The sequence below is a fragment of the Enterobacter sp. CPE_E863 genome (assembly GCF_046521465.1).
GTDB lineage: Bacteria > Pseudomonadota > Gammaproteobacteria > Enterobacterales > Enterobacteriaceae > Enterobacter > Enterobacter adelaidei.
In genome coordinates, this window is record NZ_JBKFZX010000001.1 from 3865437 (window position 1) to 3878469 (window position 13033).

16 protein-coding genes are annotated in these 13033 nt (G+C 56.6%); 13 read left to right on the forward strand and 3 right to left on the reverse strand.

Features of this window, described 5'->3' with window-relative positions:
- Nucleotides 1–46 precede the first annotated feature (46 nt).
- Nucleotides 47–667 carry a TIGR04211 family SH3 domain-containing protein gene (locus ACLHV8_RS18975; protein WP_028017142.1) on the forward strand — a complete coding sequence of 207 codons (621 nt, stop codon included), beginning with the start codon at nucleotides 47–49 and terminating at the stop codon, nucleotides 665–667.
- Between the two features lie 61 nt (nucleotides 668–728).
- Nucleotides 729–1970: a multifunctional CCA addition/repair protein gene (locus tag ACLHV8_RS18980; RefSeq protein WP_208595017.1), complete on the forward strand. Its 1242-nt coding sequence runs from the start codon at nucleotides 729–731 to the stop codon at nucleotides 1968–1970.
- A 10-nt stretch (nucleotides 1971–1980) separates the two neighbouring features.
- Here ACLHV8_RS18980 and bacA read toward each other — a convergent pair whose 3' ends face one another.
- Complete coding sequence (gene bacA / locus ACLHV8_RS18985) at nucleotides 1981–2802, reverse strand: undecaprenyl-diphosphate phosphatase (RefSeq protein WP_032666809.1); 822 nt, start codon at nucleotides 2800–2802, stop codon at nucleotides 1981–1983.
- A 106-nt stretch (nucleotides 2803–2908) separates the two neighbouring features.
- Nucleotides 2909–3277, reverse strand: coding sequence for a bifunctional dihydroneopterin aldolase/7,8-dihydroneopterin epimerase (gene folB / locus ACLHV8_RS18990; protein ID WP_028017139.1), 369 nt, complete (start codon nucleotides 3275–3277; stop codon nucleotides 2909–2911).
- Between the two features lie 107 nt (nucleotides 3278–3384).
- Between folB and plsY the strand changes: the two genes are divergently transcribed.
- The 9 genes from plsY (at nucleotide 3385) to ureG (ending at nucleotide 9595) form a co-directional block, all read left to right on the forward strand.
- Nucleotides 3385–3999, forward strand: coding sequence for a glycerol-3-phosphate 1-O-acyltransferase PlsY (plsY, locus tag ACLHV8_RS18995; RefSeq protein WP_028017138.1), 615 nt, complete (start codon nucleotides 3385–3387; stop codon nucleotides 3997–3999).
- Nucleotides 4000–4109: 110 nt separating this feature from the next.
- Complete coding sequence (locus ACLHV8_RS19000) at nucleotides 4110–4937, forward strand: urease accessory protein UreD (RefSeq protein ID WP_208595018.1); 828 nt, start codon at nucleotides 4110–4112, stop codon at nucleotides 4935–4937.
- Nucleotides 4938–4947: 10 nt separating this feature from the next.
- Nucleotides 4948–5250 (forward strand): urease subunit gamma, encoded by a 303-nt coding sequence (locus ACLHV8_RS19005; protein ID WP_003862556.1) that lies wholly within the window; start codon nucleotides 4948–4950, stop codon nucleotides 5248–5250.
- A gap of 10 nt (nucleotides 5251–5260) precedes the next feature.
- Nucleotides 5261–5575: an urease subunit beta gene (locus ACLHV8_RS19010; protein WP_049005073.1), complete on the forward strand. Its 315-nt coding sequence runs from the start codon at nucleotides 5261–5263 to the stop codon at nucleotides 5573–5575.
- Nucleotides 5568–7271, forward strand: a complete 1704-nt coding sequence (gene ureC, locus ACLHV8_RS19015; protein ID WP_410377009.1) for an urease subunit alpha — start codon at nucleotides 5568–5570, stop codon at nucleotides 7269–7271. The genes ACLHV8_RS19010 and ureC overlap by 8 nt, the downstream gene beginning before the upstream one ends.
- Nucleotides 7272–7280: 9 nt before the next feature.
- Nucleotides 7281–7745, forward strand: a complete 465-nt coding sequence (gene ureE / locus ACLHV8_RS19020) for an urease accessory protein UreE (protein ID WP_114978742.1) — start codon at nucleotides 7281–7283, stop codon at nucleotides 7743–7745.
- 9 nt (nucleotides 7746–7754) lie between these two features.
- Complete coding sequence (locus ACLHV8_RS19025) at nucleotides 7755–8294, forward strand: HupE/UreJ family protein (RefSeq protein ID WP_208595020.1); 540 nt, start codon at nucleotides 7755–7757, stop codon at nucleotides 8292–8294.
- Nucleotides 8294–8968: an urease accessory protein UreF gene (locus ACLHV8_RS19030; protein ID WP_208595021.1), complete on the forward strand. Its 675-nt coding sequence runs from the start codon at nucleotides 8294–8296 to the stop codon at nucleotides 8966–8968. Before ACLHV8_RS19025 ends, ACLHV8_RS19030 begins: the two co-directional genes overlap by 1 nt.
- 9 nt (nucleotides 8969–8977) lie before the next feature.
- Nucleotides 8978–9595: an urease accessory protein UreG gene (gene ureG, locus ACLHV8_RS19035; RefSeq protein WP_208595022.1), complete on the forward strand. Its 618-nt coding sequence runs from the start codon at nucleotides 8978–8980 to the stop codon at nucleotides 9593–9595.
- A 47-nt stretch (nucleotides 9596–9642) separates the two neighbouring features.
- On the opposite strand, the gene tsaD is transcribed toward ureG, so the two are convergent.
- Nucleotides 9643–10656, reverse strand: a complete 1014-nt coding sequence (gene tsaD / locus ACLHV8_RS19040; RefSeq protein WP_028017130.1) for a tRNA (adenosine(37)-N6)-threonylcarbamoyltransferase complex transferase subunit TsaD — start codon at nucleotides 10654–10656, stop codon at nucleotides 9643–9645.
- A 236-nt stretch (nucleotides 10657–10892) separates the two neighbouring features.
- Between tsaD and rpsU the strand changes: the two genes are divergently transcribed.
- The gene (gene rpsU, locus ACLHV8_RS19045) at nucleotides 10893–11108 is read left to right on the forward strand and encodes a 30S ribosomal protein S21 (protein WP_001144069.1); all 216 of its coding nucleotides are present in this window, start codon (nucleotides 10893–10895) and stop codon (nucleotides 11106–11108) included.
- 115 nt (nucleotides 11109–11223) lie between these two features.
- A complete protein-coding gene (gene dnaG, locus ACLHV8_RS19050; RefSeq protein WP_208595023.1) occupies nucleotides 11224–12969 on the forward strand; it encodes a DNA primase in 1746 nt (581 codons plus the stop codon).
- The last annotated feature ends 64 nt before the right edge of the window (nucleotides 12970–13033 follow it).

Below are 13033 nucleotides of genomic sequence, written 5' to 3' on the forward strand. Positions count from 1 at the left end.
GTTGCCACTACTATCGTTCCACTATTTATGAAAATAACGACTAATGATGCTTAAATTACGCCTGATTGGACTTACTTTACTCGCTTTTAGCGCCGCAACCACCGTGCACGCTGAAGAGAAGCGTTACGTTTCTGACGAACTGAACACCTGGGTACGCAGTGGCCCCGGAGATAATTATCGCCTCGTGGGCACGGTAAATGCCGGCGAGGAAGTCACCCTGTTACAGACCAACGCGGACACCAACTATGGCCAGGTTCGCGACAGTACCGGCCGTACGTCCTGGATCCCGCTGAAAGAGCTGAGCACCGTGCCAAGTCTGCGCACCCGCGTACCGGATCTGGAAAACCAGGTGAAAACCCTGACCGACAAGCTGAATAACATCGACGGAACCTGGAACCAACGCACCGCAGAAATGCAGCAGAAAGTGGCGCAGAGTGACGGTGTGATCAACGGTCTGAAAGAAGAGAACCAAAAACTCAAAAACGAGCTGATTGTCGCGCAGAAGAAAGTGAATGCCGCCAATCTGCAGCTCGACGACAAACAGCGCACCATCATCATGCAGTGGTTTATGTATGGCGGTGGCGTGCTGGGCGTGGGTCTGGTGCTCGGTCTGGTGCTGCCGCATCTGATCCCAAGCCGTAAGCGTAAAGACCGCTGGATGAACTAACTCGTCTTCTCTGCCAGACTTACGTATGATCCTGGAAAAAGAGAAAACGGGAGTGTAGGGCGTGAAGAGTTATCTGGTCGGTGGTGCGGTACGTGATGCGTTGTTAGGTCTGCCGGTCAAAGATAAAGACTGGGTGGTGGTCGGTGCCACCCCCGAAGAGATGCTCGACGCGGGCTACCAGCAGGTAGGCCGCGATTTTCCCGTATTCCTGCACCCAAAAAGCCGGGAAGAGTACGCCCTCGCGCGTACCGAGCGGAAATCCGGTTCTGGCTACACGGGTTTCACCTGTTATGCCGCGCCGGACGTCACGCTGGAGCAAGATCTCCTGCGTCGCGATCTCACCATCAACGCGCTGGCACAGGATGAGCAGGGGCACATCATTGACGCTTATGGCGGTCAGGACGATCTGCGTAACCGCCTTTTACGTCACGTCTCCCCGGCGTTTTCTGAAGATCCGCTCCGCGTTCTGCGCGTGGCGCGTTTTGCCGCGCGTTATGCCCACCTGAGTTTCCGTATTGCCGATGAGACAATGGCGCTGATGACCGCCATGACCGAGGCGGGTGAACTTGAACACCTGACGCCAGAGCGCGTCTGGAAAGAGACGGAAAATGCCCTCACTACGCGCAACCCGCAGGTCTTTTTCCAGGTTCTGCGCGACTGCGGCGCGCTGAAGGTGCTGTTCCCGGAAATCGACGCGCTGTTTGGTGTCCCTGCACCGGCGAAATGGCACCCGGAAATTGATACCGGCGTTCATACCCTGATGACGCTCAGTATGGCGGCTATGCTCAGCCCCGAGGTCGACATCCGTTTTTCCACCCTGTGCCACGATCTGGGCAAAGGCTTAACGCCAAAAGAGTTCTGGCCGCGTCATCACGGGCATGGCCCGGCAGGCGTGAAGCTGGTCGAGGGGCTTTGTCAGCGTCTGCGCGTCCCGAATGAGATCCGCGATCTGGCGAAACTGGTGGCCGAGTTCCACGACCTGATCCACACCTTCCCCATCCTGAAACCGGCCACCATCGTCAAGCTGTTCGATAACATCGACGCCTGGCGCAAACCTCACCGCGTGGAGCAAATCGCCCTGACCAGTGAAGCTGACGTACGTGGGCGCACCGGGTTTGAAGCGTGTGATTACCCGCAGGGACGTTTATTGCGTAAAGCCTGGGAAGTCGCGAAAGCGGTGCCAACGAAGGATGTTGTCGAAGCGGGCTTTAAAGGACCTGAGATCCGTGAAGAACTCACCAGACGTCGGATTCAGGCGGTGACAGACTGGAAAGAAAAGCATTGCCCTCAGCCGAAAGACTGAGGGCTATCGGTCAGAAGAAGACCACGTAAACCGCTGCCGCCACGATAAAGCGATAGATTGCGAACGGAATAAACGAGATACGCTTAATCAACTGCAGGAAAGTTTTAATGGCAATCAGCGCCACGATAAAGGCGGTGATGAAACCAACGGCGAACATCGGAATGTCACCCGTGGTGAGGAACCCAATGCTTTTGTAGACGTCGAGTGCAGTGGCGCCCATCATCATTGGTACTGCCAGCAGGAACGAAAACTCAGAGGCCGCATAACGGCTTACGCCCATCAGCATCCCGCCAGAAATAGTCGCGCCTGAACGTGAGAAGCCCGGCCACAGTGCCAGGCACTGGAAGCAACCAATCATAAACGCCTGGCGGTAGGTCATGTCATCCAGACCTTCCGCACGCGGGGTTTTCGGCTTCAGCACTTCCGCCGCGATCAGCAGGAAACCACCCACGACCAACGCGTACATCACGTTAATCGGGTTAAACAGCGATTTAATGGCGTCGTGGAACACCAGACCCAGCACCACCGCAGGGATCATCCCGAGCAGAATATGGATCAGTGACAGTCGGCCTTTACCCATACCTTCATGCTGAGGCGGACGGCCAAAGTGGATGCCGATCAGACCAAACAGACGACGCCAGAACATCACCACTACCGCCAGAATAGAACCCAGTTGGATGACCACTTCAAACGTTTTAGCGGTATCGCCTTCAAAGCCCAGCAGATGGCCAACGATAATCATATGGCCCGTACTGGAAACCGGCAAAAACTCCGTCAATCCTTCGACCACACCCAGTATTGCCGCCACCAGCAGCGAGTGCATATCGCTCATCTATAAACCCCTAAGAAGATATAAAAAAACGGTGCCCCATTCGGACAACCGAGAAAGATACAGCGTTAAGACCGGTATAACCTAAAATGGTTTAGCTATTATGACGTTAAATCTTGCCTTTCAGATTTGTGCCACGCTCAATAATAACGCCAACATTGGTGGCGCGCGCCACTGCTCCTGGTTTACTTAACTTAATGCGCACCCACGGTGAATTGAATTTTTTCAGCAGCAATTCTGCGACTTCTTCAGCCACCCGTTCGACCAGCGCAAAACGTTGCCCTTCAACGTGGGCGATGACCGTTTCACTGATATCGGCATAGCTCAGACAGTCATTCACGTCATCACTTTTTGCTGACTTACGGTTATCCCAGCCCATTTCGATATCGAACACCAGCTTCTGCTCAATGGTCTGTTCCCAGTCGTAAACACCAATAGTGGTGATTACCGAAAGTTGCTCTATAAATACAATATCCATCACGACCTGCCTGCTTTTTGGCTAAACCGGATACCACTTCCGGCGAATTATGCGTATTATCCACAGATGCTGAGAATACAGATACATTTTCAAAACGGAACAGCGTTATGAGTGCAATCGCGCCTGGAATGATCCTCCTCGCCTATCTTTGCGGCTCAATCTCCAGCGCCATTCTGGTCTGCCGCATTGCAGGGTTACCTGACCCGCGTGAAAGTGGTTCCGGGAACCCGGGGGCGACCAACGTACTACGAATTGGCGGCAAGGGTGCAGCCGTAGCGGTTTTGATTTTTGATGTACTGAAAGGGATGCTACCCGTCTGGGGCGCATATGCGCTGGGCGTCACGCCGTTCTGGCTGGGGCTCATTGCCATCGCTGCCTGTGTCGGCCACATCTGGCCTGTATTCTTCGGATTTAAAGGTGGCAAAGGCGTTGCAACCGCCTTTGGTGCCATTGCGCCTATCGGCTGGGACTTAACCGGCGTCATGGCCGGCACCTGGCTGCTGACCATTCTTCTGAGCGGCTACTCGTCACTGGGTGCCATTGTCAGCGCGCTGATCGCCCCGTTTTACGTCTGGTGGTTCAAACCTCAATTCACCTTCCCGGTGTCGATGCTCTCTTGCCTTATCCTGCTGCGTCATCACGACAATATCCAGCGCCTGTGGCGTCGCCAGGAGACCAAAATTTGGACAAAGCTCAAGAGAAAGAAAAAAGAGCCTGAGTAATCGCGCGACACCCGCAGCAGATAACGTATCCATAAGCGACTCATATGACAGCCTTCATTTCCGCCAGGGCATACTGAAACGTATCCCGATGGTGAGCAAATGGATGCAGCATGATAGCAGCTCAGGTCACTGATACTACGTATAAAGGCTGGCAAGCGTCGCTTGCCCTGCAGTTTTGTCACACGCCTGAGAAAACCCTCCTGCATTCCGCTCATCACCTCGGGCCGCTTACGGTTCAGCGTCCGTTTTACCCGGAAGGGGATACCTGCCACCTTTACCTGCTGCATCCACCCGGCGGAATTGTGGGTGGCGATACGCTGGACATTTCCGTTCGGCTGGACGCCAAAAGCCATGCGCTCATCACCATGCCCGGTGCCAGTAAGTTCTATCGCAGCAGTGGCCCGCAGGCTCGTCTGAGCCAGCACTTTTATCTCGATGAAGACGCCACGCTGGAGTGGTTGCCGCAGGACACCATTATCTTTCCCGGCGCGAACGCCGCGCTGCGCTCCGTTTTCCACCTGAAGGCCTCCAGTACATTGATGGCCTGGGAGCTGTACTGTCTGGGGCGCCCGGTGATCGGTGAGACCTTCAGCCACGGCAGGCTGGAGAGCCGCCTTGAAATCTGGATTGAAGACGAACCTCGCCTGATTGAGCGTCAGCATCTTAGCGATGGCGATCTCACGCCCGTTGCCGGGCATCCGTGGGTCGGCACGCTGCTGTTCTATCCGGCCAGGGAAGAGCATCTCGACAGAGTACGTGAACTGCTTACACCACTGGAAAACGTTGCCGGGGCAACCCTTACTGACGATCTGCTGTCGGTGCGCTTTCTCTCTCACGATAACCTGATTTGTCAGCGAGTGATGCGCGATATCTGGCAGTCGCTTCGCCCGCTTTTATCCCACAAAACTGCCTGTTCGCCGCGTATCTGGCAGACATAAGAGAAACGTTATGGAACTGACCCCCAGAGAAAAAGACAAGCTGTTGCTGTTCACCGCCGCGCTGGTTGCCGAACGCCGCCTTGCACGCGGGGTAAAGCTCAATTATCCGGAATCCGTCGCGTTGATCAGCGCCTTTATTATGGAAGGTGCGCGCGATGGCGAAACCGTCGCCTCACTGATGGAGGCGGGCCGCCATGTCCTCACACGCGACCAGGTGATGGAAGGTGTACCCGAGATGATCCCCGACATTCAGGTAGAAGCCACCTTCCCCGACGGTTCAAAGCTCGTCACTGTCCATAACCCGATCGTCTAAGGAGCGCGTGATGATCCCAGGTGAATACCAGATCCAGCCCGGAAATATTGCCATCAACGTAGGGCGAGCAACGCAGAGTGTGATCGTCGAAAACCACGGTGACAGGCCGATCCAGGTGGGATCGCACTACCACTTTTACGAGGTCAACCCGGCGCTGAAGTTCGACCGGGCGATAACCAAAGGCTACCGGCTGAATATTCCGGCCGGGACCGCCGTACGTTTCGAACCCGGCCAAAAGCGCGAAGTGACGCTGGTTCAGATCAGCGGCGCGAAGCGCATTGTCGGTTTTCGCGGTGAGGTGATGGGAGAGGTGAGCAATGGCTGAAATTTCACGTCAGGCCTACGCCGACATGTTCGGCCCCACCACGGGCGATAAAGTGCGGCTGGCCGACAGCGATCTGTGGATCGAAGTGGAAGAGGATCTCACTGTTTACGGTGAAGAGGTAAAATTCGGCGGCGGAAAAGTGATCCGCGACGGCATGGGTCAAGGACAAATGACAACGGATCAATGCGTGGATCTGGTTCTCACCAACGCGCTGATAGTTGATCACTGGGGGATCGTGAAAGCCGATATCGGTGTGAAGAACGGGCGGATCTTTGCCGTCGGTAAAGCCGGTAACCCGGATATTCAGCCCGGCGTGACGATCCCGATTGGCGCGGCAACGGAAGTAATTGCCGCCGAGGGGAAGATCGTCACCGCCGGCGGGATCGACACCCACATTCACTGGATCTGCCCGCAGCAGGCGGAAGAGGCGCTGGTCTCCGGCGTCACGACCATGATCGGCGGCGGTATCGGGCCTGCAGCAGGCACCAACGCCACGACCTGCACGCCGGGGCCGTGGTATATCGCCCGCATGTTACAGGCCGCAGATACGCTGCCGGTGAATATTGGTCTGCTCGGCAAGGGTAACGGCTCAAACCCGGACGCTCTGCGCGAGCAGATCGCCGCCGGTGCTATCGGGCTTAAAATCCACGAAGACTGGGGTGCCACGCCTGCCGCCATCAACTGTTCTCTGGAGGTCGCAGACGAGATGGATATTCAGGTGGCGCTGCACAGCGACACGCTGAACGAATCCGGGTTTGTCGAAGATACGCTGGCGGCGATTGGCGGGCGTACCATCCACACCTTCCACACCGAAGGCGCGGGCGGCGGCCACGCGCCGGATATCATCACCGCCTGCGCGCACCCGAATATTCTGCCCTCCTCCACCAACCCGACGCTGCCCTACACGGTGAACACCATCGACGAGCATCTCGACATGCTGATGGTCTGCCATCACCTCGATCCGGATATTGCTGAGGACGTCGCCTTTGCGGAATCACGTATTCGCCGTGAAACCATCGCCGCTGAAGATGTGCTGCACGATATCGGCGCATTCTCCCTCATCTCGTCAGACTCTCAGGCGATGGGCCGCGTGGGGGAAGTGATTATCCGCACCTGGCAAGTGGCACACCGCATGAAGGTGCAGCGCGGCCCCCTGCCGGAAGAGACCGGCGATAACGACAACTTCCGCGTGAAGCGCTATGTTGCCAAATACACCATCAACCCGGCGCTGACCCACGGTATCGCCCATGAAGTGGGTTCGATTGAGGCGGGAAAACTGGCGGATCTGGTGGTCTGGTCCCCGGCGTTTTTTGGCGTCAAACCCGCCACCATCGTCAAAGGTGGGATGATCGCCTGCGCGCCGATGGGGGATATCAACGCCTCTATCCCCACGCCGCAGCCGGTCCATTACCGCCCGATGTTTGGCGCACTCGGTGCCGCGCGCCACGCCACGCGGCTGACGTTTATCTCGCAAGCCGCCAGTGCGAACGGCATCCCGCAGCAGCTCAACCTGCAGAGCGCCATCGCGGTGGTGAAAGGCTGCCGGACGGTGAAAAAAGTGGACATGATCCACAACGGCCTTCAGCCAAATATCACCGTTGATTCGCAGACCTATGAAGTGCGCGTCGACGGCGAACTGATTACCAGCGAACCGGCTGACGTTCTGCCGATGGCGCAACGCTATTTCCTGTTTTGAGGAGTGATGATGATCTATTTAACCCAACGCCTGGACCATGCCCACCCCGTCACCGCCAGCGTCACGCTGCCGATTGACGTGCGGGTGAAAAGCCGCGCCCGCGTGGCGCTGAACGACGGGCGCGAAGCCGGGTTGATGCTGCCGCGCGGTTTACTGTTGCGCGGCGGTGACCTGCTCTGCAACGAAGACGGCAGCGAAGTCATTGAAGTGATTGCCGCTCCGGAGTCCGTCTCTGTGGTGCGCTGCGCCGATCCGTTCCTGCTCGCCCGCGCCTGCTATCACCTGGGCAACCGTCACGTGCCGCTGCAAATCATGCCCGGCGAGCTGCGCTATCATCACGATCACGTCCTCGACGATATGCTGCGCCAGTTCGGGCTTGAGGTGACGTTTGCCAGCCTGCCATTTGAACCCGAAGCAGGGGCCTACACCAGCGAGGCCCATAGTCATAGCCACTCTCACGCTCATTCACATTAAGGATTAATCATGCGCAAGTACTCACCCCTTTTACTGCTGGCTTTTTCCCTGCCTGCGCTGGCACATCCGGGACACGGTGCCGATAGCTTCCAGGCCGGATTTTTCCACCCGCTGACCGGCCTCGATCATCTGCTGATGCTGACAGGCGCTGGCGTGCTCTCCGCCCTGAGCGGCCGCAAGTTGTTACTGCCCTTTGCCACCCTCGGCATGATGCTTGTCGGCGCCATTGCGGGCAGTCTGCTGGGTGGCTTTAGCGGCATGGAGATGCTGATTATCGCCTCGCTGGCGGTCTGCGGCGTGATGATGTTTAAAACCGAAAACCGTCTGCTGCTGGCAGTCCCTGCCCTGGCGATGTTCCACGGCTGGGCGCACGGTGTGGAGATGTCCGGCCACAGCTTCTGGCTGTTCACCAGCGGGTTTATGTTTGCCAGCGCCACCGTACTGTGCGCCAGTTTCGCCGCAGGGTTGCTGCTGCGCCGTCACGATGGGCTGCGTAAAACCTTCGGCGGCGGACTGATTGTCTCCGCCCTGCTGGCGCTGATGAGCTAATGGAGCACGCCCGCCAGTGGCTGCGCCTGATGCAGCTTTCCAGCAGCAGCCTGCCGGTCGGGTCATTTACCTGGTCACAGGGGCTGGAATGGGCTGTTGAAGCCGGTTGGGTCACGAGTACCGATGCCTTCAAACGCTGGCAGACGCAGCAGATGGAGCAGAGTTTTTTCTGTGTCGATCTGCCGCTGTTTATCCGCCTGTATCAGGCCTGTGAGCAACAGGATCTCGTCACAGCCAAACGCTGGACAGCGTATCTGCTCGCCTGCCGGGAAACGCGCGAGTTACGTGAAGAGGAGCGCAACCGCGGGGCGGCCTTTACGCGCCTCATCAAAAGCTGGGAGCCTGACTGTCCGCCCGAATGGCTGCCGCTGTTTACACAAAGCCAGCTCTGCGGCATGGCGTGGCTCGGCGTGCGCTGGGGCATCGGCGTGCGCGAGCTGGCGCTGAGTCTCGGCTACAGCTGGATAGAGAGCGCGGTCATGGCGGGCGTCAAGCTGGTGCCGTTTGGGCAACAGGCCGCCCAGCAGCTGATTATCGACCTGAGCAACCATTTTGCCGACGGGCTTGAACAGGCATTTTTGCGCAGTGATGACGAGATAGGTGCAGCGACGCCGCTGTCCGCTATCGCCTCTGCGCGCCACGAAACACAATATTCACGGTTATTCCGTTCCTGAGGAGTGAACATGGCTGATTACAAACATCCCCTGCGCGTGGGCGTCGGCGGCCCGGTAGGGTCGGGCAAAACGGCGTTGCTGGAAGCACTGTGCAAAGCGATGCGCGACACCTATCACCTGGCGGTGGTGACGAACGATATCTACACCAAAGAGGATCAGCGCATCCTGACCGAAGCGGGTGCGCTGGAGCCGGAACGCATCGTGGGCGTGGAGACCGGTGGCTGCCCGCATACCGCCATCCGTGAAGATGCCTCAATGAACCTGGCCGCTGTAGAAGCATTAAGCGAGAAATTCGGTAATCTGGATCTGATCTTCGTTGAAAGTGGCGGCGATAACCTGAGTGCGACCTTCAGTCCCGAACTGGCGGATCTGACGATCTACGTGATCGACGTGGCCGAGGGGGAGAAGATACCGCGCAAGGGTGGGCCGGGGATCACCAAATCCGATTTCCTGGTGATCAACAAAACCGATCTCGCGCCGTACGTGGGTGCTTCGCTGGAGGTGATGGAGCGCGACACCAACCGCATGCGCGGTGAACGTCCGTGGGCCTTTACCAACCTGAAGGCAGGTGACGGGTTAGCGACGATTATTGGTTTTTTAGAAGAGAAAGGGATGTTGCGGGTGTAGTCGTAAATTTCCCTCTCCCCTATGGGGAGAGGGTTAGGCTGAGGGGGTTACGCCTCAGGCAGTTCCGCCAGCGGCCAGCGCGGACGCACGGAGACGCTCAGATCGGACGTTGCACCGGCGTTGAGACGTACCATCCCGGCGTAGGCAATCATCGCACCGTTGTCGGTACAAAATTCCGGACGCGCGTAGAACACTTCACCACGACGCTTTTGCATCATCTCTGCGAGCTTCGCCCGCAGCGTACGGTTGGCGCTGACGCCGCCAGCCATCACCAGACGCTTAAAACCGGTCTGATCCAGCGCGCGTTTGCACTTGATCATCAGCGTATCGACTACCGCATCTTCGAACGCGCGGGCGATATCGGCGCGGGTCTGCTCGCTATCATCGTTATTACGAATGGTATTGGCTGCGAAGGTTTTCAGGCCAGAGAAGCTGAAGTCCAGCCCCGGACGGTCGGTCATCGGACGCGGGAAGACAAAGCGCCCTTCCGTACCCTGCGACGCCATCTTAGAAAGCATTGGGCCGCCAGGATAATCGAGCCCCAGCAGCTTGGCGGTTTTATCGAACGCTTCACCGGCGGCGTCGTCGATCGACTCGCCCAGCAGCTCATACTTGCCAATGCCCGTCACGCTAATCAGCTGGGTATGACCGCCAGAAACCAGCAGTGCCACAAACGGAAACTCAGGTGGGTTATCTTCCAGCATCGGCGCCAGCAGATGCCCTTCCATATGGTGAACCGGAATGGCCGGCACATCCCATGCAAAGGCCAGCGAACGCCCAACCGTTGCACCCACCAGCAGGGCACCGACCAGACCCGGGCCTGCGGTATACGCTACGGCATCAATATCTGTTGAACTCAACCCGGCCTCTTTCAGTGCCGCCTGAATCAGGGGAACCGTTTTACGCACGTGGTCACGAGAGGCCAGTTCTGGCACGACGCCGCCGTAGTCAGCATGTAATTTCACCTGACTATACAGTTGGTTGGCCAGAAGCCCTTTCTCGTCGTCGTAAATGGCGATGCCGGTTTCATCGCAGGATGTTTCAATACCCAGTACACGCATGACTTGTTTTACCTCGTTTCAATACCGCGCAGTGTAGAGCCTGGGCGGGTTGATGTAAAACTTTGTTCGCCCCAGGAAGAAGGCTCGTGTATACTCCTCACCCTTATTAAAGTCCCTTTCAAAATCGCATCGGTGCTTTACAAAGCAGCAGCATTTGCAGTAAAATTCCGCACCATTTTGAAATAAGCTGGCGTTGATGCCAGCGGCAAACCGAATTTATTAAAGGTGAGAGTTACATGCCGGTAATTAAAGTACGTGAAAACGAGCCGTTCGACGTAGCACTGCGTCGCTTCAAACGTTCATGCGAGAAAGCAGGTGTTCTGGCTGAAGTTCGTCGTCGTGAGTTCTATGAAAAACCAACGACCGAACGTAAGCGCGCTAAAGCTTCTGCAGTGAAACGTCACGCGAAGAAACTGGCTCGCGAAAACGCACGCCGTACTCGTCTGTACTAATTGGTTGAGGGCCTCAGCCCTCAATTGACAGACAGAGTAATAGTCGTAAGGCCGTGCTTCCGGAAGGAATGCGCGGCTTGTTTTCGTTTATAAGTCGCTTAAATTTTTGGGGCATATGGCCGGAAGAATCCCACGCGTTTTCATCAATGACCTGCTCGCCAGAACCGACATCGTCGATCTCATCGACGCGCGGGTAAAGCTGAAAAAGCAGGGCAAGAACTACCATGCGTGCTGTCCGTTCCATAACGAAAAAACCCCCTCCTTCACCGTAAACGGTGAAAAGCAGTTTTACCATTGCTTCGGCTGTGGTGCTCACGGTAACGCCGTTGATTTTTTAATGAACTACGACAAGCTCGAGTTCGTTGAAACCGTCGAAGAACTGGCGGCAATGCATAACCTTGAAGTGCCGTATGAAGCAGGCAGTGGGCCAAGCCAGATAGAGCGCCATCAACGGCAAACGCTGTATCAGCTGATGGATGGCCTGAATTCGTTTTACCAACAGTCTCTTAAGCACTCTGCGGCTGAGCCTGCGCGTCAGTATCTGAACAAGCGCGGACTGAGCGACGATGTCATTGCGCGTTTCGCTATTGGTTACGCCCCGCCCGGCTGGGATAACGTGTTAAAGCGTTTTGGCGGCAATAGCGAAGATCGTAAATCCCTCATCGATGCAGGCATGCTGGTCACCAATGACCAGGGACGAAGCTACGACCGCTTCCGCGAACGGGTGATGTTCCCGATTCGCGACAAGCGTGGACGGGTAATAGGTTTTGGTGGTCGCGTATTGGGTGATGCCCTGCCGAAATACCTCAACTCCCCGGAAACCGATATTTTCCATAAAGGCCGTCAGCTGTATGGCCTTTATGAGGCGCAGCAAGATAATGCGGAACCTCCGCGTCTTCTGGTCGTCGAAGGCTATATGGATGTCGTTGCCCTGGCGCAGTACGACATTAACTACGCCGTTGCGTCGTTAGGGACGTCCACCACGGCCGATCATATTCAGTTGCTGTTCAGGGTGACCAACAACGTCATCTGCTGTTACGACGGTGACCGCGCAGGACGGGATGCCGCCTGGCGCGCGCTGGAAACGGCACTTCCTTACATGACCGACGGGCGTCAATTGCGCTTTATGTTTCTGCCCGACGGTGAAGACCCGGATACGCTGGTGCGTAAAGAGGGCAAAGCGGCGTTTGAAGCGCGGATGGAGCAGGCTCAGCCGCTCTCCACGTTTTTGTTTAACAGCCTGATGCCGCAGGTGGATTTGAGTACCCCTGACGGACGCGCGCAGCTCAGTACGCTGGCACTGCCGTTAATCAGCCAGGTGCCGGGCGAAACGCTGCGTATCTATCTGCGTCAGGAGTTAGGCAACAAGCTTGGCATTCTGGATGACAGCCAGCTTGAACGTTTAATGCCAAAACAGGCTGAAAATGGTGCGGTTCGCCCCGCGCCTCAGCTAAAACGCACAACCATGCGTATACTGATAGGGTTACTGGTGCAAAACCCCGAACTTGCTCCGCAAGTGCCGTCGCTGGCGGGTTTGAACCACGAAAAATTGCCCGGACTTGGCTTATTTTCAGAATTGGTCAACATTTGTTTGTCGCAACCAGGTCTGACCACCGGACAACTTTTAGAACATTATCGCGGCACAAAAGAGGCCGTAACCCTTGAAAAACTGTCGATGTGGGACGATATAGCAGATAAGGATATTGCAGAAAAAACGTTCACCGACTCACTCAACCATATGTTTGATTCGATGCTTGAGCTGCGCCAGGAAGAGTTGATTGCTCGCGAGCGCACACACGGCTTAAGCAGCGAAGAACGCCGGGAACTCTGGATGATTAACCAGGAACTGGCGAAGAAATAAAAGAATTTAACGGCTTAAGTGCCGAATATCGATCGGGAAGCCCCCGGCAGCCGCACTGAGAGGC